The 26596-nt window shown below is 43.8% G+C and carries 21 protein-coding genes and 3 pseudogenes; 12 read left to right on the top strand and 12 right to left on the bottom strand.

Annotation, left to right across the window (positions count from 1 at the left end; all coding sequences use genetic code 11):
* Positions 1-64: 64 nt before the first annotated feature.
* From cobA to cysC, 5 genes are all read left to right on the top strand, one after another.
* Positions 65-910, top strand: coding sequence for a uroporphyrinogen-III C-methyltransferase (gene cobA, locus L2717_RS05880; protein WP_220773615.1), 846 nt, complete (start codon positions 65-67; stop codon positions 908-910).
* 82 nt (positions 911-992) lie between these two features.
* Positions 993-1901 carry a sulfate adenylyltransferase subunit CysD gene (cysD, locus tag L2717_RS05875; RefSeq protein WP_220773616.1) on the top strand — a complete coding sequence of 303 codons (909 nt, stop codon included), beginning with the start codon at positions 993-995 and terminating at the stop codon, positions 1899-1901.
* An 83-nt stretch (positions 1902-1984) separates the two neighbouring features.
* Positions 1985-3427 (top strand): sulfate adenylyltransferase subunit CysN, encoded by a 1443-nt coding sequence (cysN, locus tag L2717_RS05870; protein WP_220773617.1) that lies wholly within the window; start codon positions 1985-1987, stop codon positions 3425-3427.
* A gap of 3 nt (positions 3428-3430) precedes the next feature.
* Positions 3431-5161, top strand: a complete 1731-nt coding sequence (locus tag L2717_RS05865) for an SLC13 family permease (protein ID WP_220773618.1) — start codon at positions 3431-3433, stop codon at positions 5159-5161.
* A gap of 56 nt (positions 5162-5217) precedes the next feature.
* Positions 5218-5835 (top strand): adenylyl-sulfate kinase, encoded by a 618-nt coding sequence (gene cysC / locus L2717_RS05860; RefSeq protein WP_220773619.1) that lies wholly within the window; start codon positions 5218-5220, stop codon positions 5833-5835.
* A 76-nt stretch (positions 5836-5911) separates the two neighbouring features.
* On the opposite strand, the gene L2717_RS05855 is transcribed toward cysC, so the two are convergent.
* Positions 5912-6751, bottom strand: a complete 840-nt coding sequence (locus L2717_RS05855; RefSeq protein WP_220773632.1) for a TIGR03899 family protein — start codon at positions 6749-6751, stop codon at positions 5912-5914.
* A gap of 789 nt (positions 6752-7540) precedes the next feature.
* On the opposite strand from L2717_RS05855, the gene hemG reads away from it, so the two are divergent.
* Positions 7541-8062 carry a menaquinone-dependent protoporphyrinogen IX dehydrogenase gene (gene hemG, locus L2717_RS05850; RefSeq protein WP_220773620.1) on the top strand — a complete coding sequence of 174 codons (522 nt, stop codon included), beginning with the start codon at positions 7541-7543 and terminating at the stop codon, positions 8060-8062.
* Positions 8063-8213: 151 nt separating this feature from the next.
* On the top strand, positions 8214-8711 hold the full coding sequence (locus L2717_RS05845; protein ID WP_373316152.1) for a cytochrome b/b6 domain-containing protein: 498 nt from the start codon (positions 8214-8216) through the stop codon (positions 8709-8711).
* 76 nt (positions 8712-8787) lie between these two features.
* On the opposite strand, the gene L2717_RS05840 is transcribed toward L2717_RS05845, so the two are convergent.
* The 6 genes from L2717_RS05840 to L2717_RS05815 all read right to left on the bottom strand — a co-directional run bounded on the left by L2717_RS05840 (position 8788) and on the right by L2717_RS05815 (position 14060).
* On the bottom strand, positions 8788-9543 hold the full coding sequence (locus L2717_RS05840) for a thiol:disulfide interchange protein DsbA/DsbL (RefSeq protein ID WP_220773622.1): 756 nt from the start codon (positions 9541-9543) through the stop codon (positions 8788-8790).
* 418 nt (positions 9544-9961) lie between these two features.
* Positions 9962-10606, bottom strand: a complete 645-nt coding sequence (locus L2717_RS05835; protein ID WP_220773623.1) for a DNA-J related domain-containing protein — start codon at positions 10604-10606, stop codon at positions 9962-9964.
* Between the two features lie 376 nt (positions 10607-10982).
* Positions 10983-11636 carry an oxygen-insensitive NAD(P)H nitroreductase gene (gene nfsB, locus L2717_RS05830; protein WP_220773624.1) on the bottom strand — a complete coding sequence of 218 codons (654 nt, stop codon included), beginning with the start codon at positions 11634-11636 and terminating at the stop codon, positions 10983-10985.
* Positions 11637-11913: 277 nt separating this feature from the next.
* The gene (locus tag L2717_RS05825) at positions 11914-12645 is read right to left on the bottom strand and encodes an amino acid ABC transporter ATP-binding protein (protein ID WP_220773625.1); all 732 of its coding nucleotides are present in this window, start codon (positions 12643-12645) and stop codon (positions 11914-11916) included.
* Positions 12638-13318 (bottom strand): amino acid ABC transporter permease, encoded by a 681-nt coding sequence (locus L2717_RS05820; protein ID WP_220773626.1) that lies wholly within the window; start codon positions 13316-13318, stop codon positions 12638-12640. The genes L2717_RS05825 and L2717_RS05820 overlap by 8 nt, the downstream gene beginning before the upstream one ends.
* A gap of 7 nt (positions 13319-13325) precedes the next feature.
* Positions 13326-14060: a basic amino acid ABC transporter substrate-binding protein gene (locus L2717_RS05815; RefSeq protein WP_220773627.1), complete on the bottom strand. Its 735-nt coding sequence runs from the start codon at positions 14058-14060 to the stop codon at positions 13326-13328.
* Positions 14061-14530: 470 nt separating this feature from the next.
* Between L2717_RS05815 and L2717_RS05810 the strand changes: the two genes are divergently transcribed.
* Complete coding sequence (locus tag L2717_RS05810; RefSeq protein ID WP_220773628.1) at positions 14531-15349, top strand: hypothetical protein; 819 nt, start codon at positions 14531-14533, stop codon at positions 15347-15349.
* A 9-nt stretch (positions 15350-15358) separates the two neighbouring features.
* On the opposite strand, the gene L2717_RS05805 is transcribed toward L2717_RS05810, so the two are convergent.
* Complete coding sequence (locus L2717_RS05805; RefSeq protein WP_220773629.1) at positions 15359-16249, bottom strand: LysR family transcriptional regulator; 891 nt, start codon at positions 16247-16249, stop codon at positions 15359-15361.
* Positions 16250-16370: 121 nt separating this feature from the next.
* On the opposite strand from L2717_RS05805, the gene L2717_RS05800 reads away from it, so the two are divergent.
* The 4 genes and pseudogenes from L2717_RS05800 (at position 16371) to L2717_RS05785 (ending at position 20455) form a co-directional block, all read left to right on the top strand.
* The gene (locus tag L2717_RS05800; RefSeq protein WP_220773630.1) at positions 16371-16805 is read left to right on the top strand and encodes a CidA/LrgA family protein; all 435 of its coding nucleotides are present in this window, start codon (positions 16371-16373) and stop codon (positions 16803-16805) included.
* A gap of 2 nt (positions 16806-16807) precedes the next feature.
* Positions 16808-17527, top strand: coding sequence for an LrgB family protein (locus L2717_RS05795; RefSeq protein WP_220773631.1), 720 nt, complete (start codon positions 16808-16810; stop codon positions 17525-17527).
* A 516-nt stretch (positions 17528-18043) separates the two neighbouring features.
* Entirely contained in the window at positions 18044-19009 is a 966-nt protein-coding gene (gene pbpG / locus L2717_RS05790) for a D-alanyl-D-alanine endopeptidase (protein WP_220775037.1), read from the top strand.
* Between the two features lie 461 nt (positions 19010-19470).
* Positions 19471-20455, top strand: a pseudogene (locus L2717_RS05785) (dienelactone hydrolase family protein).
* A gap of 838 nt (positions 20456-21293) precedes the next feature.
* On the opposite strand, the pseudogene L2717_RS18235 reads toward L2717_RS05785, so the two are convergent.
* From L2717_RS18235 to L2717_RS05770, 4 genes and pseudogenes are all read right to left on the bottom strand, one after another.
* A pseudogene (locus L2717_RS18235) lies at positions 21294-21734 on the bottom strand (methyl-accepting chemotaxis protein); the annotation flags it as partial.
* Between the two features lie 99 nt (positions 21735-21833).
* Positions 21834-22520 (bottom strand): annotated as a pseudogene (locus L2717_RS18230) (PAS domain-containing protein); the annotation flags it as partial.
* 581 nt (positions 22521-23101) lie between these two features.
* Positions 23102-24310: a NupC/NupG family nucleoside CNT transporter gene (locus L2717_RS05775; RefSeq protein ID WP_220774897.1), complete on the bottom strand. Its 1209-nt coding sequence runs from the start codon at positions 24308-24310 to the stop codon at positions 23102-23104.
* Between the two features lie 259 nt (positions 24311-24569).
* Positions 24570-25517: a LysR family transcriptional regulator gene (locus L2717_RS05770; protein ID WP_220774896.1), complete on the bottom strand. Its 948-nt coding sequence runs from the start codon at positions 25515-25517 to the stop codon at positions 24570-24572.
* Positions 25518-26596: the final 1079 nt, after the last annotated feature.

Genomic DNA, 26596 nt, shown 5'->3' with positions numbered 1-26596 from the left:
CTATTTATTGTGGAATATAAGACGCGCTATATTTCAGCAGACTAAAGTGATGTTGGGGATTCTGATGGAAGTATTATCTTTACCGGGCCAAGCGGCCAAAGGCAAAGTGTGGCTGGTGGGTGCAGGTCCTGGTGACGTTGAGTTATTGACGTTAAAGGCATGGCGCATTCTTAAAAACGCCGATGCTGTGCTGTACGATGCCTTAGTCAGTCAAGATATTCTCGATCTTATCCCTAAAGATGCTGAAAAGATTGCCGTAGGCAAACGTGCTAATAAACACAGCGCCGCGCAGGACGACATTAATCAGTTACTCGTTACCAAAGCTTACACCCGTAAAAATGTAGTACGGCTTAAGGGTGGCGATCCTTTTATTTTTGGCCGCGGCGGTGAAGAGTTACAAACCTTAGTCGAAGCGGGAGTTGAGTTTGAAGTTGTCCCCGGCATTACTGCCGCCAGTGGTACCTCTGCCTACGCGGGGATCCCTTTAACGCACAGAGACTATGCCCAAGGCGTTACTTTTATTACAGGCCATTGCCAGTTAGCGAGCCGCCCGATGGATTGGCAAGGTTATGCTAATGCTAACAATACATTAGTCGTGTACATGGGGATTCTTAATGCGGGCATAATTCGTCAAGGTTTGCTCAATGCGGGTCGAAGCTCGGATACGCCAGTGGCGATAGTGTCGAAGGCGACAACCAAAGAGCAGCGGCGCTTTATCGGCCGTTTAGGCGAGCTTGAACAACTTGCTGCCGATCCTGAATTACACATGCCAGCACTGATGATTATTGGCGAAGTGGTCGCGCTGAGTGACACCTTGCATTGGTTCAAATCTGAATCGGTTGAAAATGCCCATGATAATGATGGACTGACTCAATCGGATAGAGTGTTGGCTGCCGCGTCGATAAACTAAGCAACGAACAGTGATAAATATTTAAATTAAGCAAACCCATGCTGTGCTAATTACAGCTAATTTAAGGTAAACGGAGAATAGTATGGCCGGGCGTGAATTAAGCCACTTACAACAACTGGAAGCCGAGAGTATCCAGATCATTCGTGAAGTTGCAGCCGAATTCGATAATCCTGTGATGATGTATTCTATCGGGAAAGATTCTTCCGTTATGCTGCACTTAGCGCGTAAAGCCTTTTACCCGGGCAAGATCCCATTTCCGTTATTGCATGTTGATACGGGTTGGAAATTTAAGCAGATGATTACCTTTCGTGATGCACAAGCCAAGAAATTTGGTTTTGAGCTGCTGACACATACTAACCCTGAAGGCGTGGCGCAGGGGATTAACCCTTTCGACCATGGTAGCGCTAAACATACCGATATCATGAAGACCCAAGGTCTAAAGCAAGCACTTAACCAATACGGTTTTGATGCCGCTTTTGGTGGCGCCCGTCGTGATGAAGAAAAATCTCGAGCTAAAGAGCGGGTATATTCCTTCCGCGACCGTCACCACAGGTGGGATCCTAAAAACCAACGCCCAGAATTATGGCGTACCTATAACGGCGCGGTGAATAAAGGCGAAAGTATTCGAGTGTTTCCGTTATCTAACTGGACAGAGTTGGATATTTGGCAATATATCTATCAAGAAAACATTGAGTTAGTGTCATTATACTTTGCTGCTAAACGTCCTGTTGTTGAGCGCGATGGCCAGCTAATTTTGGTTGATGATGAACGGATGACGTTAGCCGAAGGCGAGCAGATTAAAGAAGAAGTGGTACGTTTTAGAACCTTAGGTTGCTATCCACTCACAGCCGCTATGCATTCTGAGGCTGATAGCTTAGAGAAGATTATTGAAGAAATGCTGTTAACCCGTTCGAGTGAGCGCCAAGGCCGACTAATCGATTCAGATCAAAGTGCCTCGATGGAGCAGAAGAAGCGTCAAGGCTACTTCTAATCTCGGCAAGGTTAAGCCTATTTCGCGAAGGTGGCGCAAGTAAAGCACGACCTTCAGCCAAGCAGATCAAGAGTGAGAATAAGATGGACAAAGCAGTCAATAAAACCAATCGCATGGCGGCGGAAATTACCCTCCATGGTGTAAAAGAATATTTGGCCCTACAGCAGTATAAAGGTTTACTGCGCTTTTTAACCTGCGGCAGTGTTGATGATGGCAAAAGCACCTTAATCGGTCGTCTATTACACGACAGCGCACAAATCTATGAAGATCAATTGGCGAGCTTAAAGAGCGACAGCGCTAAGATGGGCACTACAGGTGAAGCCATTGACTTAGCCTTGCTGGTGGATGGTTTGCAAGCTGAGCGCGAGCAAGGTATCACTATTGATGTGGCTTACCGTTATTTTTCAAGTGATAAGCGCAAATTCATTATCGCCGATACCCCAGGGCATGAGCAGTACACCCGCAATATGGCCACGGGCGCATCGACCTGTGATTTAGCGGTGATTTTAGTCGATGCCCGCTACGGCGTGCAGACTCAGACTAAGCGCCATGCATTTATCGCTTCATTATTGGGTATTCGTCACTTTGTCGTTGCCGTAAATAAAATGGACCTGCTTGAGTTTGACCAGCAAGTATTCAACCGTATTCGTGCTGATTTTACCGATTTCGTTAAAGACTTTGGCTGTCCTGATATCCATTTTGTGCCGTTATCGGCGCTGAATGGTGACAACGTAGTTGAGCGCAGTAATCAAAGCCCTTGGTATCAAGGTGGCACTTTGCTCGAACTGCTAGAAACTATTGATACACAACGTGAACTCAGCTCCTTACCCGTACGTTTCCCAGTACAGTATGTGTCGCGCCCTAACTTAGATTTCCGCGGTTTTGCAGGCACTTTAGCGTCAGGTATTATTAAGGTTGGCGACGATTTAGTGGCTTTGCCATCGGGCAAACGCAGTAAGGTTGAGCGTATTGTCACCTTCGATGGTGACATACAAGAAGCGGTTGCAGGCCAAGCAGTGATGATAACACTAGAAGATGAAATTGATATTTCCCGTGGCGATTTATTGGCTAAACCTGATTCAGCACCAGCCGTCGCTAATGTGATCAGCGCTGACATAGTGTGGATGGATGAAAAGCCATTACAACTGGGTCAGTTATACGACATCAAAGTGGCGGGTAAAAAAACACAAGCCTCTGTGACTGGCATCGATTATGTGGTTGATGTTAATACCTTAGCGCGCAGCGCGACGGATACACTTGGGTTAAATGCCATTGCCCGCGTGACCTTAGAACTGACCGAAGACATAGTATTTGATGCGTATTCTTTGGTGCGAGATACGGGCGGAATGATCTTAATTGACCGTTTAAGTAATGCGACCGTCGCCGCAGTGATGGTAGTTTCGGGTCAACATATTAATAAACAAACCACATCACAATTTAGTGCCTTTGAAGTAGAGTTTAATGCCTTAGTGCGTAAACACTACCCCCATTGGCAAGCGATAGATATCTCTAAGCTTGGAGCTTAATTTGTGAGTGACCTGTGGCTGTTAGCTATTATTTTGTTAGGGCTTGTGGCTGGCTTAATTAGCGGTCGCATTAACCCTGCAGTATTGTTTTTATTTGCATTTTTACTGTGTTATTTGTTTGACATGGTTGCACTTGATACCGCATTAACCAGCTTTACCAATATTGGCTTGGTCACCTTAGTTCTATTGGTGTTGGCCGCGACAGCGTTAGAAAAAACCTCCCTACTGGGCAAATTGAGTCAGGTTATCGGTAATAGTTCTTTACCTATAACCATGGCAAAGCTTGGGCTATCGACTGCCTTGTTATCATCTTTTACTAATAACACTGCCGTGGTGGCATCGCTCATAGGTGTTGTGCGCCGCAATCAAGTGCACGCTCCGGCTAAGTTGCTGTTACCCCTTAATTACGCAGCAATTTTAGGTGGCACGCTTACGCTAATTGGTACATCAACTAACTTAATTGTTAACTCCTTCGTGGAAAACGCTGGCTTACCCGCCTTAGGTTTTTTTGAGTTCACGCCCGTCGCTGTTGTGATTGTCGTCGCGGGTATTTTACTGTTGGTCCTATTGGTAAATATTCTGCCAGATAGACGCGAAGAGTCAGATGAAGAAGCACTACCTTATTTACTCGAAGCCCATGTGGCGAAAGGTTCGCTCTTAGTGGGCCGCAGTGTGGTTGACAATAAACTCAGGGCGCTAAAGCAGTTATATCTAGTCGAGTTAGAACGCAGTGGCATTTGTATTTGCCCCGTGCCGCCCCAGCTAGTGCTACAAGCGGACGATGTGCTGCGTTTTAGCGGTGCGGTAGAATCGGTGGAGTTATTACATCAATTCGATGGTTTAGATTGGTTTGGTAAACATCAAGCAAAGGGGCAAAATTTAGTTGAAGCAGTGCTTGCGCCGTCATCCAGTTTAGTCGGTAACTCGTTAAAAGTATCGCGTTTTCGTGAGCAGTTTGATGCCGCCGTGATGGCGATTCGGCGCGGAAATCATCCGCTAAAGGGCGGACTTGGTGACATTATTTTGCAACCTGGCGATGTATTGTTATTGACGCCAGGGGATAGTTTTAGCGCCAATCCAAAATTGAGCTCAGAATTTGCCGCAGTGAGTGGGCTAGATTTAAATGTACGCTTAGACAATCACCGTGGCCGTTGGGTATTACTCGGTTTTGCGGCTGTGATTGTACTCAGTGTTACTGGTGTGTTGCCGTTAGCTAAGGGTTTAGTGTTGTTGTTGCTCGGTTATTTTGCCATTGGCGCTGTTACTTTGGCTGAGCTTAAACGCCGTTTCCCATTAGAATTGGTGGTCATTGTGGGGAGCGCCTTAGGGCTCGCCAATTTGATGATGAGCACAGGCCTTGCCGATAGCTTAGCGCAAGGATTGCTTTCGGTTATCAATGGTTATGGCGTATTTGGCGCTTTTGTCGGTGTGTATTTGATGACCTTGTTGCTGACGGAACTGGTCACCAATAATGCCGCTGCGGCGCTATCTTTCCCGATTGCTTACGCGATAGCGCTTAATTACGGTGTCGATGCAAGACCCTTTATTATGGCGGTGGTGTTTGGTGCCAGCGCGAGCTTTATTTCCCCCTACGGTTATCAGACCAATTTGATGGTATTTAATGCGGGTAATTACCGCTTCAGTGACTTTGTTCGTTTAGGGTTGCCGTTATCTGTGTTGTATTCCGTGATCGTGATATTTATGGTGCCAATCATCTTTCCTTTTAATGATTAGCTTGAGTTTATTGCCCTATGTGAGTTATTTTTTTGTATAGGGATTGAGGAGTTTTTATGACAAATATCGTGTGGCATCAACATCCTATCGATCAAGCTGCTAGAGCTAAACAAAAAGGTCAGAACCCTGTTTTATTGTGGTTTACTGGGCTCTCAGGTGCGGGTAAATCAACATTGGCAGGCGCGTTAGAGCGGGCGTTATTTGAGGCGGGATTCCATACTTATTTGCTCGATGGCGATAATGTGCGCCATGGTCTGTGTAACGATTTAGGTTTTACCGTTAAAGATCGTGACGAAAATCTGCGCCGAGTGGGTGAAGTGGCTAAATTGATGGTGGATGCTGGGCTGGTGATTTTATCGGCCTTTATTTCCCCGACCCGTGAAGAGCGCGATAGTATTCGTGCTAGCTTTCCCGCGGGGCGGTTTATTGAAGTGCATGTGTCCACGCCTTTAAGCGTGTGCGAGCAGCGCGATCCTAAGGGGTTGTACGTGAAAGCGCGCAGTGGCGAAATAGCTAATTTTACTGGCGTTTCATCGCCATACGAAGCGCCATTGGCCGCCGAATTAACGATTGATACCAGTAAAGGCGATTTAGCGACTCAAGTACGCGCGTTAATTGACTATTTAACTGCAATCAATGTGATTAATACCGATAAGATAAGTGCGTTAGCCTAATGTTTAACGCTGAGTAATTTAACAGGAGCTTTTGAGCTCCTTTATTATTTCTTTTATTCAGCAATTCTATTAGCCATTATTCTATTTTAAAGTCCTTAGCGAATAGCAATTGCAATGCTTTGAGATATTCTTGATCGGGTTTCGGGAGTACTAACTGGGCCAGTTCATCACCAATGGGCGTGAGTCGATAATAACTAAAGAGCAGATTGCCGCTCTTTGGAGTCAGTTTCATCTGCGTACCTTGCACGGAAAATTGGATTGGGGTTTTATGATTGAGTAAACCGGTCTCAAATTCGCTGCTATGGATAATACCCGCATCCACTAAAGTCAGAATGCTGGAATAGGGCAGGCCAAACTGTGATAAACCTAAGTTAACTGAGGTCGTTTTACGGAAATACTGGCCCATCCCGCCTGATAAACGATAACCGCTAATTAGCTTTAATCGCTGTTCGTTATTTACTTTTGCTGCCATACCGAGGGCTTTTTCGAGAATTTGCGCCTCACGATGGGTAAGTTGTTTGAGTAAAGCTAAGGTGCGTAAGCTGAAATTACCTGGGTTAACAATCTCGCTCGATAAGATTCGCGCCCACAAATCTTGCATCTTACGATTATGGATTTGCTCTGCCATCATAAAAAATTGATGGCTCCAATCGGGATCAAGCTCGACGCCGGTGACATCCGACGGTGTATAGCTGATGGCTAACGAAAATATCGTCTCCACATTGGTTTGATATTGGCTTGATAACTTATCAGCGCGGTGCTTAGCGCGCTCAGCGACCGAGGCATTTGCAGGGCGATATTCTCTCTCTGTTGCTAGTCCTAACTGCCTACCGAGTAATAGTACTTTTTTTCGGGCAGAAACATCGGATGTCGGCTCAGCTTCCTCTGCCAACATTAAAATATCTGAATCCTTCATCATGTAATAAATCCCTGCGTGTCAGTGATATGTTTCGTGTACTGCATTCTATTCTATGGTTTTAGTGGGTGTTTTATTGGCTGTCCATAGGATTTCATTACAAGGTTCTGAATAGCGCTGCACATTAAGCGCCTAAATTAACCAACATGCGGTAAAGCCGGCACCAATATAAAAATTCAGGCCGAAATACCCTGCCATAATGGCCCTCATAATACGGTAATAATGACTGTTGTAATGTGATTAATCGTAAAACTCGCCGACATTCAACAGTAAGCATCATGCATATGATGCCAATATCGAGGCCAGCTTACATCGGTGAGGATGAGAATTGTGCGCAAACAATAAATCTATAGCTTAGTGATGCCCTAGTGCTTTATGCCTACGCCTCAGCAGATAAACCATGAGTGAACGTTAAAAAGGGGGCAAGGTTTATCCCGTCACGGATTTATTCTTACAGAATATGGGAGACAAGCCTACCTATGTTCGCCCAGACTTTTTAACCTCTTTCAAAAAGGGTCAACCTCAGGATTTGTCCTTTTTTGTGAGCTGGCTAAAACAACCGTATATACATGGCGTCTTTGGCGTTAAGCCCGTGATCTATTTCATGTAAATGGCAGAGTAAATCACCTACTATGAAACATCTTAAGTGTTATTTTCTTTTGTATACTCAGCTAAACGCTACTGGAACCTGATTGACTCACAATACGATCGCGGGTATTTGCGTCACTATCAAGTCGCCATTTTATATATTGCTAATGGTTATTTTACTTAGACTGAATCGAGGCTAAATTGAAAAAAATTCTCATTATTTATTCTAGTGTTCACGGCCAGACTCAAAAAATTGCCACTAAATTAGCGCAGCAGCTAATCGGTTTGGGTAACTCAGTGGTGACTGCTGATATCAAGGATGCTCCAGCCCTTAATGAGTTTGACAAAGTCATTGTCGGCGCCAGTATTCGCCACGGTAAACATAACCCTCGTTTGTATGAGTTTATTGAAAAGCATCAAACGGTATTGGCGAGTAAAGTAAGTGGATTTTTCTCAGTGAGTTTAGTCGCGCGTAAACCCACTAAAAATACTCCAGAAACAAACCCTTATATGCAAGCCTTTTTGAGTAAAACTACATGGCGACCACAATTATTGCGGGTTTTTGGCGGTAACTTGAATTATCCCGGTTATAACACTTTAGATAGAAATGTTATTCGTTTCATCATGTGGTTAACTAAAGGGCCTACGGATCCTGTGACTAATGTTGAATACACTGACTGGCATAAAGTCGATGAATTTGGTGAGCAAATTCATCGCGCTTAAATGTGAGAGTTGAAATAATAATGCTGTTTACCACCATGGGATTATCTATTGAACGGAGCAGCATTGAACGGAACAGTATTAAAGGGTTGAGTATGTTCTTTATCAGGGAGGAGTTATAAATATGCTAACTATGCTCAGGTCTCGGTGCCGTATGCTGATGAGATATCTGCATGTCGGGATTGTGATGTTAAGTAGCTTACTTGTGTGCACTAGCCCATGGATTATGATGTTGCGGCGGATACCCGATAACGCTAGCCTCTGGGATTATTTACACGTGTATTTAGGTTTAGCCTGCACAGGTCTTGGCATCCTTTTTTTAATCAACAATTGTTTGCAAGGAAAGTGGCGCCAATATTTTGGGTGGTTAGTCGGTGATGGCATGCAGTTAAAACAAGACATTGTCGGGCTTGTAAAAGGTAAATTTCCTATCGCGGGTGGCAAAGGGTTATTTAGCGCGATTGAAGGCATAGGCATGTTGTTACTGGTGGCGACTGGCCTTAGCGGTTTAATCTGGTTTCTATTTCAGGGCACGGCTACTGCGATAGAGTGGCGCGGTTATCATCAGCTATTTGCTCAGGCATTTATTGGTTTCTTAGTGGTGCATTTACTCTTAGCTATCAGTCATATCATCGATTTTATCCGGCAATAGATTTCTTCACTCCTTTTTAAACTTAAAAAAATGGCCTCAATATTGAGGCCATTTTTTGATATTGGTTAACGTCAAATTAGCTAAGACGTCGCTGGCGAGTGACGGCTATTGCTGCGGTAAAGACTAAAAATAACCCACCTAAACTGCCGCCAGATGAGGTTTTAGCCGGAGCGACATCTTTCTCAATAGCAAGGTAGTTAATTAACCCAATTAACTCATCTAAGGTTTTAATGCTGTTTAAGTTAACCGCATATTTATCGTTCACGATGAAGGCTGGTACGCTCTCAATCTTAAATTCGTTTTGTTGAGTACGCCACAGCGCGAGCTTTTCATTGGTGCTTTTACTGTCTGCGACGTTATCGTACTGGGCTGCATCGATACCTAATGGGGCGAAGATCTCTTTAATATCATCACGGTTATTGATTTGCTGCTCATGTTCATGGCCCGGAGCGCTGTGATCGTGGCCATTTTGGCCTTCGACACCTTGAATGGCGCTGAACATGGCATGAGTTAGGGCATCTTTATTATCCACGCTTTGGATCACAGCCAGCGAGCGCATGACTTCAGTGCCAATGTCACTATTCATGAAATCGACATGCTTACTATCAAAGCCTATTTTGGGATTGAGATTGGCTTTAATATCGGGCAGATAATTGGTTTCCATATTGAAACAGTTATGGCAATAAAATGAATAAAACTCAGTGAGTTTAGGTTCGCTGCTTGGCGCTTTGGTGGAGATTTGAGTGTAATGCGTACCTTCAATAAAATTGGCGGCCAAGCTGCTCAATGGAGTGATCACTAAGGTGACAGCCAAGGCTAATTGTTTAATCATAATGTCCTCAAATTCGATGGTGTTAAATGCGGAGTATCAGTCATTTTTCTTTATCAGTGCTTATATGGTTAGCATAAGAGTAAAAGTGAACTGCAGTGTAAGTGTTGGCCTAGCAAAAATCCCAGCATTGGCGCATGGGTTTAGGGTAAATGGAAAGGCTTAATTATGGCTGAATTAGCCTGCTACGACTGTGCTAAATCTGTGATCCCAATGGAAGTTTTGCTGTAGATTTGCAGGAGTGTAAGCGGGATCACATCACCGCGTTGCAGAGCTCCTGCCCTAGCCGAGATAAAGCGCGAGTAGAAGCGCCATAGGATTGGATGTTTGTGCAATATCTCATGTGAGCATCAAACGCCGTTTAAATGGATCCATTTAAACGGCACCACATAGGGCATAGTGCTGTATTGAGTACCAATGTTTATGCCGCATCTTTTAATGACTGCCAAGCCTCACAGACCTCGCGGAATCGCGCCGCATCACCATCGGGTCGATCGGGATGCCATTTGAGTGCTAATCGCCGCCACTGTTTGCGGATATCGCGCGCGGTGGCACTTTCGTCTAACTCGAATACTCTTAAGGCATTACCCTTATTCATCAAATTGATATTTAGGCCAATATAGCTTTTATAATTACTCCAAAAGGCTTCGAGCAGCTCCCGCACCACGTTTTCACTGGTGTCGTAGTTATTCCAATCAAGGTAATACTCACGCAGAGAACTATCCTGCATTATCAAGGTATTAACGTTGGATGGCACTAAGCGAAAAATTTGAATTTCCATGGCTTTCACTTGTAACCATTGCTTGGGCAGTAATATTTCCTGTAGCTCAAACAGGGCGTTCATCAGTAAAAAATTACGCTTGAAGAGATCATTGCCGGGGTTTTCATCAAGTTGATGTAACAGGCCTTGGTCTTGTAACTCTGCCGCTAAGTGATGAATTTTCCAGCTTTGGTTTGAAGCTTGTAAAACTGTCAGCAACGACCAAATCAATGGATTATCGCCCTTAGTGTTTGTAACTCGAATCGATTGAGGTTCTGCAGTGAGAGAGGGTTTGGCAAATAACATACTGACTGTCCCATCCTAAATAGTGAGTGTAAACATGGCGCCGATAACGTGTATTAGGCTGCTCAAAAGTGTTAAAAACGCAGAACATTAATGATTTACGAAACTGATTATTAAATTATTTTTCAAATTGTTTCTTAAATCATGCCATAGAGCCAAAGTGTAGGCAAAGGTGAATTTTACAGTAATAGCACAGCAGGCTGCCTCTACCGTGAGTAATGTTATTGTCAATGCTCACTTAATACATAAATTGCAAGCTGACAGCTTGAGTACGGCTATTGAGCGGTATTAAATATAAAAGACCCTTACTGATATCGTTATAAAACAAGGGTCTTATCAGCTTTTGGTTGAAAAACATCAAATAAGCTGTTTATCAGTGTTAGATTTCAGTAAAAATCTTATCTTGTGCTAGACGCGATTTAGGCAACTTAGCATTGAAATCTTCTTCAGCACGGTAGCCAAGCGCAACGACGACAGACGCGCATAAACCTTGTTCTCTTAAGCCTAATACTTGATTTAATTGAGTCGCATCGAAGCCTTCAATTGGGCAAGCATCGATATCTAATACGCTGGCGCCGAGCATTAGGGTGCCAAGAGCTAAGTAGACTTGTTTTTCCATCCAATGCTGCGCATCTTTCAGCTCATAATTATGCATATTCACGAAAAAAGAGCGGCCTTTGTGCTGCGCTTGCTTAGCTTCTTCGTTGGCAAAACGGCCATCTTTAGCTTCTTGTTCTAATACTAGCTGTAAGTGTGCATTGTCTAACTGGGTACGAGTACAAAGCACGACCACATGGGAAGCATTAAGGATTTTTGGAGTATTAAAGGCGAAGTGTTCTGTTGCTTGGGCAATTAACGCTTTACCTTCGGCGGTGCTCGCTAACACAAAATGCCAAGGCTGTGAGTTAGTTGATGAGGGGCTGAACTGCAATAACGTTTTGATTTCTTGTATTTTATCAGCAGGGATCGTCTTAGTTGGATCAAACGCTTTCGTGGTGTAACGTTTTTTAGCAAGGAAACTTAAGTCACTCATGTAACGGCTCCAAATCATCAAGGAATACAAATTCAATGCCAGCATTCTAAGCGGGTTTACATAAAATACAATGTGATCACGGCAGATGTTAGAGGCAAAAACGTTAAATGGGCTGGTGGGTCAAGGTTCAAACGCAAAAAGCATTATGGATATTCTGGATATGAGTTTGGTACATTTACCGTTGAAGTAAGAGCGAACTGACTATTAATTTAAATCCTTCACTCACTGCACGCTCTGATAAAAGTAACGGCAGTGAGCATGATTGTTTCACATCAATCTAACCAGCACGCAGTACTTTGCTTAAAAACGCTTGAGTACGGGCTTCTTTAGGGTGGCTAAATAGCGCATCGGGTGGGCTCGATTCGACCACATAACCGCCATCCATAAAAATCACTCGATCGGATACATCTCGTGCAAAGCCCATTTCGTGGGTCACAATCACCATGGTCATGCCCTTTAGTGCTAAGTCTTTCATCACGTCGAGTACATCGCCGACCATCTCAGGATCGAGTGCCGATGTTGGCTCATCAAACAACATCAAGTCTGGCTCCATGGCTAATGCGCGGGCAATGGCGACCCTTTGCTTTTGGCCGCCCGATAAACTGGCGGGGTAGGCATTGGCTTTGTCACTTAAACCAACCTGTGCCAGTAGGTCGAGGGCCTTTACCTCAGCTTGTGCTGGCGTCATCAGCTTTAGGCTAATGGGCGCTAAGGTAATATTTTGAATCACGGTTTTATGGGGGAACAGGTTAAAGTTTTGAAATACCATGCCCACTTTTTGCCGCAGTTTATCGACACAGGCATTTTTTGCTGTGATGAGCTGACCTTCAATCTCGATATCACCTTGGCTAGGTTGCTCCAACAGATTGATACAACGTAAAAAAGTACTTTTACCACTGCCACTAGGGCCGATCACGCTCACCACTTCGCCCTGACGAATATGCTCACTAATGCCCTTGAGCACGTGGTTATCGCCGAAGTTTTTATGCAGGTTGGTTATTTTAATCACTTTGTTTCAACCTCTTTTCAAATTTCGATAGCACGAAGGTGAAGCTGTACGTCAGGAACAGGTAAATAAGGGCGCAGGTAAATAACGGCACACTGTCTTCAAAGGTGCGGCTACGGATGATTTCACCCGCGCGCATTAAATCAACGCCACCAATAAAGCCAATAACGGCGGTTTCCTTGAGGAGTACGATAAATTCATTACCTAGTGCCGGCAGAATATTTTTAACCGCCTGAGGCAAAATAATCGATTTCATGGTCATCGTTTGCGATAAACCCAGTGAACGTGCCGCTTCGGTTTGACCTTTGTCGACAGCTTGAATACCCGCGCGGATAATCTCAGAAATATAAGCGCCACTATTAAGGCCAAAGGCGATAATGGCAGCGGTGATTTTATCGACATCTAAGGCTGAAAGCACGATGAAGTAAAGAATCACTAACTGTACTACTACAGGGGTGCCGCGGATCACGCCGACATAAAGATTGGCGGGAAAGCGGATATACCACTTAGACGACATCTTCATAAAGGTTGTGCCAATGCCTAACACTGCACCTAATAACATGGCGAAGAAAGTGACGATTAATGTCACCTTTAAGCCATTTAATATCAGCAGTATACCTATCATGCCATCTTCGCCGATTGGGCTAAATAGCGAATTATTAATTGCGTCTATCATGCTGAAATCACTTTATATGGGTAGAAACCAGTGTTTGGTATTGGCCGTCGGCTTTCATTTTTGCCAAGGTATTGTTGATGCTAGTTAACAGTTCTGGTTGCTTTTTTGAAACGGCAAAGCCGTAAAACTCAGCCGGAAAATCAAGTTTTATCAGCTTTAATTCAGGATTTTTTGCCAGATAATTAGCCGCAGGTTCGCTGTCAAATAATACCAAATCTACTTTGGCATTTTTAAGCTCCATAATGGCCTCAAAACCGGTATTAAAAGCAGTCACATTCTCGGTGTACTGCTTTGCCATAATGTCGGCAGTGGAACCTAATTGCACGGCAAAATGCTTACCTTTAATATCTTCAATTGTTTGAATACTATCGTTATCTTTGTTAACCAGTACCACTTGCGTTGCTTCGTAGTAGGGTTCAGAAAAGTTAACGCTTGCTTGACGTTCAGCGGTAATAGTCATGCCAGAAGCAATAAAATCAATTTTACCTGAGTTGAGTGCGACGATCAGTGAATCGAACTTCATGTTTTCGACTTTCAATGTTTTGCCGGCATCTTTAGCGATTTTTTTTGCCAATTCGATATCGAAGCCTTTGATTTCATCACCACTTTGGCCGCCAACATATTCAAACGGCGGGAATGCCGCGTTGGTGCCAACAACTAACACGTCGTCGCTTTTCCCACATCCTGCTAACAACAAGGTGGCTGTTAATGTCAGGCCGCCTAATAACATGGATTTTTTCATTTAAGACTCTCTTGTCGTTTTCATTATCAGTGTGGCGACTATAGGCAGACGCTGAATGAGTGTCAATATTTATGCTGTTAAATTGACTAATAATTCATTTTTATTTTTCGTTTATAGCAGAGGGTAGTGATGGATTGACGCCTTGTGTTTGAGTTGTTTTTTATTGGTTAAATATTTGTTTGTATACAGATGTCTAACGTTACTGTAAGTTTTGATTCTCCTTTGCGGGTGTTTATGTTAGTTATTTTTAAGCAGCTTATCGTGATGCAAATATTCACTTATGCATCAAAGCTAAAATTAACTTTTGCATCAAAGCTAAGATTAACTTATGGAGCACACAAACTCAGAATTAACTCGTTGAGGCACGCTATTCATCGCGCCATTTTTATCGATGTTATGCTAATTTTATACAGTGTTAACCACGGGTCTATTGACGCTACAGACCATAGAATATGTGTTAGGAGCTTAAAGTGAACTATCTCAATTTGGCATTAGTTTGTGCTGCCCTGTGTGCATCGGGGGCGCTAAAGGCTGAGGAGCAAACTCAGTGGCATTACAGCTTAGGTATCCACGATTTTATTGTTGAGGATTCCCATACTCCTGGGGTGAATGCGAGTTTATTAATTGAACATCGCACTCAAACCGATATTCTGTTGACGGCGGCGATTGATATCTATTTCGATATTGATACAGATAAGCTCGATCCTGATCATATCCCCGTATGGTTTAAGTCTGACTATGCCGCCAGTGGCGAGCTCTACCGTGTAAACCCTGAGTTCTCATTGGGTTGGCAGCTTGATTTACAAGGAAAACGTAACACTGTCAGTTCAGTCGAAAAGCAAGTTAAGTTGTTTCCTGAACTAACGGCCAACTTTGGTGGACAGCAATTACAAGCGCAATTGAAAGCGGGAGCGGGTTATTACTATCTTGAAATCGATGATGATGTGCCTAAAACGCGAGGTTACGATCGTAGCGATTTTGGTAATAGTGAGTTTGCATATACCTTGATGGGGCAGTTAGGTATAGATGCGACCGCTGAGCTACATATGCAAGTTGCTGCTCAAACTTGGCAAGATGATGATCAATGGCTAGAGCGTCAATATCGATTCGAGATGAGTTATCAAACTGATTTTTGGTATCCCAGTAGCCAGTTAGTGCTCAGTGCTGAACATACCCAATATAATTTAGACCACTACGCTAAAGTGGATGTTAATTCGGCTGATTACTTACCTATTTTACCTTGGGATAGTGACACTCTAGTGCGCCTAAGCCTTGTGATCCCTTGGTAGAAAACAGCATTATTGCTGAGTTAAATGTTTTTTGACTAAGTTAATCATGGCTTGTGCGGCGAAGGATAATACCTGATCTTTACGCCAAAATAGTGATAATTCCCAGCGTAGCTCATCACTCGCCAGCGGTATATTCACCACACCAGACACGCTGTAACGCCGCGCAATTGAGCGCGGTAATACCATCACGCCAGTCCCCGCTGCGACTAAGGCTATACCAAAGTCAGCTTGGCTAACACGAGTAATATTTTTAGGGGTAAATCCGGCGTGTTGGCAGGCTCTGAGCACTAATTGGTAAAGAGTATACTCAGTTTCGAACATCACTTGTGGCTCGTTACTAAGGTCGCTAAATAGCAGCACGCCTCTAGTCGATAAAGAATTTTCTTTAGGTAGTACGACGACCATAGGATCGTTAAATACACGGATACCCTCATAACCATCATCAACTTCGATAATGCCTGTCGCAAGTTCAATTTCACCTTTTTGGATCGCTGCGGTTTGTTCTACCCCCCCACGAACGAGCAAGTGCATATCAATTTGCGGATATTGCTGACGATATTTAGCAATAATGGGCGCAAAAATTTCCGCACTGCCTAATGGAGCTAACCCGAGTTTGAGCTCGCCAGCCGTTAAACTACGCTGCGCGGTGAGTTCAGCAAGCATACGTTGCCGCCCTGCGAGTAAATCCTTGCCATGGCGATAGACGACTTCACCGGCTGGAGTGAGCTTGACATGGGTGCCGCGCTTACCTCGCTCGAGTAAGATAAGATCGAGCTCCAGTTCTAATTGGCGCACGGCTTTTGATAGTGCCGGTTGCGTGAGATGAACTATTTCGCTGGCCTTACCAAAGCCTCCGGCATCAACGATTTCGATAAAATAGCGAATGACTTTGAGATCCATCTGGATTCACCTTTAATGTATTCCTAAAATTCATGTATTACATTCTTAATATTCATTTTTTTTATCAAATAAGCAAGCCTAAAATAGCCCCATAGAAAACTTTGTTCTAACCGAGAAAATCATGTCATTCCTACAAGCCGCAATACGTCAGTGTCGACATTGGGCTTTGTTATTAACCCAAATCGGCCTCTTTTGTTTACTGTCCTTTGCTTGCCACTGGTTTGCGACTTGGGCACATTCGCCTATCCCTGGAAGTGTGATTGGTCTAGCAATTCTGTTGTTTTTATTGGGTTTTAAGTTAATACCCGAAAATGCTGTGCAACTGGGTGCCGCTTGGTTGATTGGTGAATTATTGTTGTTTTTTATCCCTCCAGTGATATCTGTGATTAAATACGAGGCGTTATTTGAGCAATATGGCACCAATATTTTGTTTACTTTAGTGATGGGCAGTGTGTGTGTGATGTTTGGCACTGGTTTTGTTGTCGATAGAGTGTTTCGTTTTGAACGCCAACTCAATATCAAAAAGCAGGCCCGTCGCCACGCTAAGGCAGCTTAGTTATGGCTAATTCAAATGTGGTCGATTTTGTCATGTCACAAACGGGGTTAGCTTTATTTAGTCTATTGCTTACCGTATTTTGTTATTTCGGCGCTAAGCGTTTATACAAGTACCATAGAGTTTGGTGGTTAGCGCCGATAGTATTAGCGCCGATAGTGATTACCTTGTTGGTATTTAATCTTGAAATACCATTACCTACTTATTTCGAATATACCCATTGGTTAATGGCCATGCTAGCGCCAGCGACGATCGCCTTTGCTTTACCTATCTACCGTGAGCGTAAGCTTATCCGCCAATATCCACTGACGATTGGTTTAGGGGTACTCGCCGGATTATTTTTAGGGATGATTTCTTCTTGGGTGCTGGTGAAATTTGTTCCTTTGCCGGTGGAATTGTCTAAGAGTTTGCTGGTGCGCTCGGTTTCAACTCCCTTTGCGATGGAGGCTACCAGTGCCTTTGGCGGTGTACCTGAACTGACAGCCATGATGGTGTTAATCACTGGCGTGATTGGCATGCTGGTGTGTGAGCCTTTATTCAAATTCATGCGTATTCGTACCTCGTTAGGTAAAGGTGTTGCCCTAGGCGCATCGGCTCACGGTGCAGGCGCTGCGAAAGCCAACGAAATTGGCCAGCAAGAGGGGGTTATCGCCAGTTTAACGATGATTTTTATCGGTATTGCTATGGTGCTAGGCGCCCCTGTTTTTGCGTTGATCTTTATCTAGGCTTTGAATTCTATCGTGTGAGTTTTACGGCTTGAATTTACACTCCTCAATTTTGGCAAATTTGCCTCTTCGGGCGCTAACACCTTTTTGGTTATGCGCCTTTTTTTTGCTTGAGATTAATCCCCTCAGAGAGGGCGTGCTGTATTAAGTTGAAATACATCATATTAGTGGGGGCTTTAGGATATCCCAAACGCATTTTTAACTGACTTTACTGTGTGTTTTTTGTTAAAAGTATAAAAAGTCGTGTATTATTTTCATAGCCAATGATTCTACTGAGGAATCTATATATTTAAGCTGTAATGACTGCCGTAAGTCAAAAGTCTGTATCTAGCCGCTTGAATATTGAAACTCAGTGACAGGTTAAGCTGGCTTTACATAAGCAAAATAGACAAGAAAGTGCTGATCTTGCAGATAAAAATCTCATTACATTCTATTTCTTTCACTGAAGAACTCCTATACTTAGCAAAACCTTGTGCCATAGCACAATCGATCCCTTTTTTATTCAGTGAAATCTAAATGAAGATCCGTTTTCTACTCAGTAGTTTTATCCTTGTATGCAGCAGTTTTACTGTTGCCACGACAGCGCATTCCGCCAATTCGGCTCCTGTCCCAGTTAACTATGCTAGCTATGCCAGCAAAAGTACTGCTGTTAAAAAAGCGATAGTAAAACAGCAAGAAGTGGCATCGAGTAGCGCTATGGTGGTCGACCTTAAAACCAACGAAGTTTTATATTCGAGTAACCCAAATGCTGTGTTGCCCATAGCCTCAGTCACTAAGCTGATGACGGCGATGGTGACCTTAGATGCCAAACTCGCAATGGATCAAAAGTTAACGGTCAATATTAAAGACACTCAGGAAATGCGTGGCGTTTATTCTCGGGTGCGTATTGGCAGTGAAATTAGCCGTAAAGACATGCTACTGCTGACGTTAATGTCATCTGAAAACCGTGCCGCGGCGAGTCTTGCACATCATTACCCTGGTGGCCATAAAGCTTTTATTCGGGCGATGAATGCCAAGGCTAAAGCGCTTGGCATGAAAAATACCCGTTATGTTGAACCTACAGGGTTATCCTATAAAAACGTCTCCAGCGCCCGCGATCTTGTTGTGCTACTTAAAGCCAGTGAAGGTTATCCTATGCTAGGCCAATTGAGCTCGACTGAAAAAAAGACCGTTACCTTTGCTAAGCCAAGATACAGTTTGGATTTTCGCAATACTAACCGTTTGGTTTATAAAGATAACTGGAATATCCATCTGACTAAAACCGGTTTTACTAACGAAGCGGGGCATTGCTTAGTGATGCGTACCGAAATGGCAAAACGGCAAGTAGCCTTTGTGGTGCTTGATGCCTACGGTAAATATACTCATATCGCCGATGCTAATCGTCTGCGTAATTGGTTAGAGACTGGTAAAGTGACCCCGATTCCTGCTGAAGCGAGACAATACAAAAGGGTGCGTAGCCAGCAACAATTAGCTAAGCTTTGAACGAGGTTTAGTACTCAGCAGTTCACGTAATAGTTTTACACCATAGTGCTTTAGTTAGTTTAGCAAGCGCTTAGGTTAGCCCTCAGTAGACGACCGCAAAGGTCGTCTCGTTTGCAGCATTAGTTCATTTTGCATATTCTGCGGTTGATCGTTTATGCCTTATATTTTGCCCCTTCAATATCTTGCTCTACAGCCAAATAGGCTTCATTCAAATCGGAATGGTGACTTTGCATGTCATGATGCTTTTTTATTACTCGAACGCCCTCATTGATATAGAACATAGAGTTGTTAATTCAATTGCTTTTAGTGTGATTTAAATACTTATTTACAAAACGGTAAACGCTAACGTTGCCATGGGCACGATTCTTCCTTTACTCTCTAGTAGACCCTCAAAACGTTATTACTCTCAAGCTTAGGGAAGGCATACTACCTGCGGTTAGCTTGTCCAATGGAGACACCTCATGACACAGCAAGATAAGCAAACCCAAGGGATAATAACCCCGCAAATTGCGCATGACGCACAAGCTATTCCACAAGAAGCCTTTGACTGGTATGACGAATATGCACACGGCATTATTGATCGCCGTGAGTTTATGGGGCGCCTTGCTGGGCTCGTCGCGTTAGGATTTACTATGACGACACTGACCGGCGCCTTTTTACCCAATTATGCCCTCGCCGAGCAAGTATCTTTTAATGATCCCGCTATTCAAGCAAGCTATGTAAAATTTCCTTCGCCAAATGGCTTTGGTGAAGGGCGTGGCTATTTAGTGATCCCCGATGAATTACTCATTGCTGCAAGCACCGCTGGTGAAGCGAGAACTATAGATCCCAGTAAAAAAAGCCGCTGTGGTGTTAGTCATACATGAAAACAGAGGCTTAAATCCTTATATCGAAGATGTTGCCCGCCGTTTAGCGGCGCAAGGTTATATCGCCTTGGCTCCCGACGCACTGTATTCACTGGGTGGCTATCCCGGTAATGATGATGCGGGCCGCACCATGCAAAGTAGTTTAGATAAAGCCAAAATAGAACAAGACTTTATTGCCGCCGCACAGTTTTTAAAAGCTCATCCGCAGAGCAATGGCAAGCTGGGTGCGGTCGGCTTTTGTTTTGGCGGTTATATCGTCAATATGTTAGCCGCTACCATCCCTGATGAGCTTAATGCGGGCGTACCATTTTATGGAACTCCAGCAGCGATGCCGTTGCGTAACCGCGTCAAGGGCCCATTAATGCTGCAGTTTGCTGAGCTTGACGAACGCGTTAATGACACTTGGGCAGAATACGAAACTCAGTTAAAAGCCAATAAAGCCGATTATATTGCGTATCTTTACCCGAATGTACACCACGGATTCCACAACGATTCCACTGGCCGATATGATAAAGCCACTGCGGAACTTGCTTGGTCGCGGAGTTTAGCTTTTTTCGAAACAAAACTTCGTGGTGAGTAATATGCCAACTCATTTATTGAATTAACTATGGCTTAAAGGATGATGGGTTACGCTAGGGCGTGTTGACGTTTCAGGGTTATTTTTGCAGCGAGTTGGCGGGCTTTTATGCAAGGCAAAGCCCGTGCAGTGTAGTTATTCTACATAAACGGGCGATAACGCAGCAGAAACGCCAGCCAAACGCTGCCCGAAGGGTTCGTCTGGCAAGCTCTTGCTCTTTGTCACTCGTCATTTGAGTAGAATAACTACATGTCACTCCTCGTTTCGTGATCACGAGCTTGCCAGAGCGAACAAAATTTCATCTCGAAACGTCAACACGCCCTAGTACGCAATTGTACAAAGACGATAACTCATCATTTTGACTGAGGATTGCTATAGCCATTTCGCTGCATAACAAAGGTACGAACCGTTATGTTTTTTGTGGATAGAGAATAGTGTTTAATAGAAATAACGCTATTAAACAAATTGATAAGAATAATTTAGGGAATTTAATCCCCATCAAAAATGAGTTAAATGCCGTTAAAGCGAATACGTTTATATTACTCTGCACTCGGTATAAGCGCTGTACCTCTGCAGATGATTTTTCCCTTTATCTGCAATAAATTTATGGATAAGGTAATAAAGTTAATCGGTTAATTCAGCCACTATCCCAAGTGTAGGTGAACGAGTAAGAGTGTAAGTGAACGAGTAAGCATTACAGCCATCCTTGGCTAATTCAATTTAAAAATCAGTATTTAAAACAAGCAGATAAAGAGTAGGGTTTTAAAATGAATAGGTTAAAGCCTGCTGCACTTTAAAAATCATGCCGGTAAAAAAAGCTAAAATCGCGCTTAACTTAACGCTAAACCGTGAGCTGGTTGGTAAATTGACCCACAGCATTCACTACTTTTTGTGCCCCATCTTGGATGTCTGTCATCACATTGCCTGACTCAGTAGAGAGCTCTAATCCAAGCTGAGCTTGTTTTTTGCCAGCTTCAATCATATTGACAGCACTTTCAGTGAGTTTCTTGTTTTTAGAAACCACATCAACGATTTCTTCGGTAGCCTTACTCGTGCGCGAGGCCAGCTGCCTTACTTCATCGGCAACAACTGCAAAGCCACGACCTTGCTCACCCGCGCGAGCGGCTTCAATGGCGGCATTTAATGCCAGTAAATTAGTTTGATCCGCAATGCCACTAATACTTTGTACCAAAGTGCCAATCATCTGCGATTGCTTATCTAAATCTTCAATACCTTGGGCGGCGGCGCCCATTTGAAGCGCCAATTTATTCATGACCTCAACCATTTCTTGTAGCACTTTACTGCCTTTTTGCGCCATAGAATCTGTGTGTTGAGAGGTGTCATAGGCGATATCAGCAGCCTCCGCAATAGCCTGCTCACGGTTCACTTGGTCGGTAATGTCGGTGGCAAATTTCACAACTTTATAGAGTTGTTTGTAGCCATCAAAAATCGGGTTGTAGGAGGCTTCTAACCAAACAACGCGCCCATGACTGTCGACACGTTTAAAGCGATTGGCCACAAAATGACCTTTACGCAATTGTTCCCAAAAGTGCTGATATTCTATTGAGTTATATTCTTCTGGCTCACAAAATATCTTATGGTGTTTACCGACAATTTGGTTTTTACTGTAACCCATCGCATGTAGAAAGTTATCGTTAGCGGTTATGACTGTGCCATCTAAATTAAATTCTATCACCGCGGTAGAACGCAGTAATGCTTGGGTTAAATCTTCGTGCTCTTGGGCTTCTTCAATCGTACGAGTGAGATCATTAGCATAAATAGAAAAGTGTTTTACTTTGCCATTGCTATTTTTTACCGGCTGTAAAATTGCCCGCAGCCATGCTTCTTCACCGTTGCCCTTCGTTATTTGTAGTGCGCCCGCCCAATGCTCACATTGCCTTAATGCATCAGCCATACGTTTAAAGTGGATGGTGTTTTTGGCGCGTTCAGGCACTAAATCAGTTAAATGCTTGCCCACAGGCGATGTATTTTTATACTGCATGTCATTAATGAAATGACTATTAATGGCGGATATTTCGCCATTAGCATCAAGGGTAATTGCGATCATTTCACTGTCTAGGCTTTCCCTAACCTGCTGCATTGATGATAGCTCTTCTTTTAAGAGTTCATTCTCTTCTTTTAAGCGTTTACTAAATAAAATCATATAGATATCCAGACAGAGGGAAGGTGCGTTGTAACACATAACAAAGTATAAGTTAATTTAAGAACAAGTCTTACGAGCTAACACACAAAATAGTTCATAAGTTGTATTAAATAAATGTAGTTAACTGACGAATTGCCCATTCGCACTTTGCCATTTTTACATTTAATTATGGGTATAAGGTAATTTATATCAATTACTTGAGTGTGTTGTTGATGCTGATTTATTGTGTTCTTACTAGATAAGAAGCAGATATTATAGTTGAGGCTACCTCTTTTGGGATGGGTAAAAATAAACCCCACATCAAGTTTATGTTGATGTGGGGTTTATTGTGAGTAAAGGTACTCGTTTGTGATTTGATAGCTGAGATCAAATTGTGTAAGTCAGAGATACTGCAAGTTAGCTGCCGGCCGCTCAATACTGGTAGTTAAACACCAGCAGTTAAACACTGGCCGCTAAATACCGGCAGTTAAACACAGTGGCTCAACCTATAACGAGAGAATAATACTGGCAATAGCAGCACTCATTAGGTTGGCCAATACGCCAGCGGCAATGGCGCGAAATCCATTACGGGCGATAAACTCGCGGCGCTCTGGCACCATACTACCTAGCCCACCAATCAAAATTGCCATAGTCGAAATATTTGCAAAACCACACAGGGCAAAGGTGACAACGGCCTGTGAATGGACGCTGAGTTGGTCTTCTACTTTCATTAACTGAATAAAGGCCACAAACTCATTAACGACAATTTTTTGGCCGATGAGAGAGCCTGCAGTAATCGCTTCATGCCAAGGAATACCTAACAGCCACGCCATAGGGGCAAATAGATAACCGAGTAAAAATTCGAAGCTTAAGCTGTAACCAAACCATTCACCCACAGCACCTAAAATACCATTAAGTAGGGCGATAACGCTGACAAAAGCCAGCAGAGTTGCACCAATCCCTACCGCAATCCGCATACCCGACATTGCGCCATCGGCTAAGGCTTCAACCACATTGGTCGCGCGTGGCAGTTCAACTGAAGTGATTTCATCAATACTATTTTTATCATGCTCGCTCGGTGGCATTAAGATTTTTGCCATCAACAGACCCGCAGGAGCTGACATAAAGGCGGCGGCAATCAAATAGTTAAGGTCGACACCTAAAGCGGCATATCCCACTAAGGTGCCACCCGCTACAGAGGCTAGGCCACAGCTCATTACCGCGAAAAACTGCGAGTCGCTCATGTGCTTTAAATAAGGTTTGATTACCAACGGCGCTTCAATCATGCCAACGAAGATGTTCGCCGTAGCAGATAACGACTCAGCGCGACCGGTGCCCAGAAAACGCTGCAGACCACCACCAATAATGTTGATCACCTTAGGCATTAAGCCAATATGGTATAGGGCTGAAATCAATGCCGAGAAGAAAATGATAATACCTAACACATTGATAGCAAATACAAAGCCGACTTTACCCGTGGCAAGATCGCCAAACAAGAAGCCAATCCCTTCGTTGCCGTAGGCTATTACACTCGATACACCAGCGGTAACGGACTGTAATACGGACTTACCCGCAGGCACGTAGAGCACCAACAGGGCAAACAGAATTTGTAAACCTAGGGCTAAAATCACTGTACGGTAAGGAATGTTTTTGCGGTTCACTGACAGTAACCATGCAAAAAACAGTATGCTAATCATGCCTAATATCGCGGTCATAATGGGTTTGTTCTTTTTAGTGAAGGAAGAAGTCGCGCATTGTAGGCTGAGTAATAGTAAGGGCAAGTCGAGGGCGTTACTGGGCTGTTACGATAAAGAAGCTTGAAAATGCAGAAGTTTAAGTTACTGTTTGTAAAGGATAATAAAAATTAATCTGCGTACTGTTGCCGACAGGAAATAATATTTGTGTCAGCAGCAACAATCGACATCGCGCCACGCAGATCGGTATTGATTTTTAAATGCAGAGGTAAATAAGCCGTTACATAATCGCCTTACCTAGCCAAGGCTTGAGCCTTTTATCCCAATAGGGTGGGTGACCAATATGCGACTTTAAGCAGTCAATGATCAGTTTGTACTTAGTCGGTAGATGGCGCCGCCTTGGATAAACCACATAAACGGGCATTTGCTGTAGGGGTTTCCAATCGGGCAAGAGTTGAATCAGTTTACCGCTTTGAAACTCATCACTGAGTAAATAAGTAGCCACATAACCTATGCCGCGCCCAGCAATCACCGCATTACGCACCGCTTCAGCTAAATCAACACGGTAATTCCCCGCCACCTGCACGGTTTGCTCAAGGTCATTTTTAGCAAAGCTCCAGCGATCATAATTACGGCTTTTACTTTGATAGATAACACAATTATGTTGAGCCAACTCCTGTGGATGGTGCGGCACGCCGTGCTTGAGTAAATAATCGGGGGAGGCAACCACCACAAAGTTGGTTTCAGCGAGGTGCTGGGCGATATAACTTTCGTGTAGCTGCTCATGATTGGTGATCCACAAATCCAGACCTTCCTCTAGCATGTCAGCCTTATGGTCGAACAGGCTCAGCTCAAAGCGTAACTCAGGGTATTTTTGCTGTAACACTTCTAACGCAGGAATAATGTGTAACGTGCCAAAGGATTGCGAGCAACCTAGACGAATAGTACCGCTAATATCATCACGGGCATCGAGCATCATAGCATCGGCATTTTGTGTTGCCTCAAACACTTGCTCACAGTAATGGGCAAACTGCTGGCCAGCGTCGGTTAACACTAAGGTGCGAGTGGTACGCTGTACTAGCAGTAAATTCAGCTCAGCTTCTAGTGCACCAATTTGTTTGCTGACATAGGAAGTCGAGGTTTTTAATTTAGCCGCCGCTTGGGTAAAACTGCCACTGGTCACCAGAGTGTGAAATATCACCATCTGGCTAGCTCTATGTTGTATCACGCGGGCCCCTCTAAAATTGAAAACGTTATTTTAAGCTAGCCTAGCCCTAACCGACAGCCGTTTATACCAATGCTGCGCTATTTTAATGTTGAAATAGCCTTATATGGCATTGGTACAGCAGCACAACGGCGCGGTTTATGTTGTTTTAGTCGGTATAAGTAAGTATTTGACGGCGTTATTTGAAGGCGTTATTTGATGGCGTCAATAGAACAGCTGCACTGAGTTAAATTTAGGCACTTTGTAAGCTAGGTAATATTCATGGCTTGATCACTCACTTAATATAACATTTAAGCCAGTAGGCTAAATATTCGGCATTAGACCTTAGTGTGACAGCCACTATGTTTCGATGAATTAATTGGTTAACTAGCTAATTTATATTATTAAAATACTAGACATGAATTAATCAGAACGCTATCTTAGGTTTTCAACAAGGATGAGCATTTTTTACCTATCGATAACACCTGTCGGTAATCAGTAATATAAGTCACTTGCATCAGGACGATGTGTCTTTTCTCTTTCTTAGATACCCCAATCCTCCTGCAAATGAGTGAATATGCTGTGGCACTTATTTTCTTGTTGCTCTGTGTTTGTAGCACTGTATTGAGTGTTATGAGTTAACCGTTTCGCGTTGAGTTCGTTGAGTTAATGCGGCCTCGCGGCCGAGGTGAATCAAGGTCGTGGGTCTTCAACCCCTGATTTTCAATCAGAGTCGACCAAGGAGAACTGCTCGTCCTATCCTCCTTGGATGCTCCAAGACGCCCCCAACGGAGTTAAAAGCCCCTTGGGCTCATTGGCAAATTTGCTACCGCTTCCGAAGGATGCATCCCTGCACCTGCGAAAGCTAGCTCGCCATCTGATAGGCAGGATGCCTGAATGTCGTGAAGTGCATGGATGCACGAGAACGACCATGGCGAGACTCACGCAATTTGCCTATTCGCCCTGCGGCAACGCCGAGGGGGAAAGACTTAATTGAGCTTCAGAGTTATGCCTGCTGAGATGGTCACCTCGGCCTCGGCATCGCAATGTGCCATGATTTAGGTGCACAAAATCTGACTCGAGGTGACCGATATGAACTATAA

Source organism: Shewanella glacialipiscicola (genome assembly GCF_023283485.1).
GTDB lineage: Bacteria > Pseudomonadota > Gammaproteobacteria > Enterobacterales > Shewanellaceae > Shewanella > Shewanella glacialipiscicola.
The sequence above is the reverse complement of the archived record's forward strand: the minus strand, read 5'-3'. Positions and strand labels throughout refer to the sequence as shown.

What these genes read in the sequence shown, in the direction of transcription:
- L2717_RS05775 (WP_220774897.1), bottom strand. Translation starts at nt 24,310, where the DNA reads ATGACCGCGATATTAGGCATGATTAGCATACTGTTTTTTGCATGGTTA.
- cobA (WP_220773615.1), top strand. Translation starts at nt 65, where the DNA reads ATGGAAGTATTATCTTTACCGGGCCAAGCGGCCAAAGGCAAAGTGTGG.
- L2717_RS05805 (WP_220773629.1), bottom strand. Translation starts at nt 16,249, where the DNA reads ATGGATCTCAAAGTCATTCGCTATTTTATCGAAATCGTTGATGCCGGA.
- cysD (WP_220773616.1), top strand. Translation starts at nt 993, where the DNA reads ATGGCCGGGCGTGAATTAAGCCACTTACAACAACTGGAAGCCGAGAGT.
- L2717_RS05840 (WP_220773622.1), bottom strand. Translation starts at nt 9,543, where the DNA reads ATGATTAAACAATTAGCCTTGGCTGTCACCTTAGTGATCACTCCATTG.
- L2717_RS05815 (WP_220773627.1), bottom strand. Translation starts at nt 14,060, where the DNA reads ATGAAAAAATCCATGTTATTAGGCGGCCTGACATTAACAGCCACCTTG.
- L2717_RS05800 (WP_220773630.1), top strand. Translation starts at nt 16,371, where the DNA reads ATGTCATTCCTACAAGCCGCAATACGTCAGTGTCGACATTGGGCTTTG.
- L2717_RS05835 (WP_220773623.1), bottom strand. Translation starts at nt 10,606, where the DNA reads ATGTTATTTGCCAAACCCTCTCTCACTGCAGAACCTCAATCGATTCGA.
- pbpG (WP_220775037.1), top strand. Translation starts at nt 18,044, where the DNA reads ATGAAGATCCGTTTTCTACTCAGTAGTTTTATCCTTGTATGCAGCAGT.
- cysN (WP_220773617.1), top strand. Translation starts at nt 1,985, where the DNA reads ATGGACAAAGCAGTCAATAAAACCAATCGCATGGCGGCGGAAATTACC.
- L2717_RS05845 (WP_373316152.1), top strand. Translation starts at nt 8,214, where the DNA reads ATGCTGATGAGATATCTGCATGTCGGGATTGTGATGTTAAGTAGCTTA.
- L2717_RS05795 (WP_220773631.1), top strand. Translation starts at nt 16,808, where the DNA reads ATGGCTAATTCAAATGTGGTCGATTTTGTCATGTCACAAACGGGGTTA.
- L2717_RS05820 (WP_220773626.1), bottom strand. Translation starts at nt 13,318, where the DNA reads ATGATAGACGCAATTAATAATTCGCTATTTAGCCCAATCGGCGAAGAT.
- L2717_RS05855 (WP_220773632.1), bottom strand. Translation starts at nt 6,751, where the DNA reads ATGAAGGATTCAGATATTTTAATGTTGGCAGAGGAAGCTGAGCCGACA.
- nfsB (WP_220773624.1), bottom strand. Translation starts at nt 11,636, where the DNA reads ATGAGTGACTTAAGTTTCCTTGCTAAAAAACGTTACACCACGAAAGCG.
- cysC (WP_220773619.1), top strand. Translation starts at nt 5,218, where the DNA reads ATGACAAATATCGTGTGGCATCAACATCCTATCGATCAAGCTGCTAGA.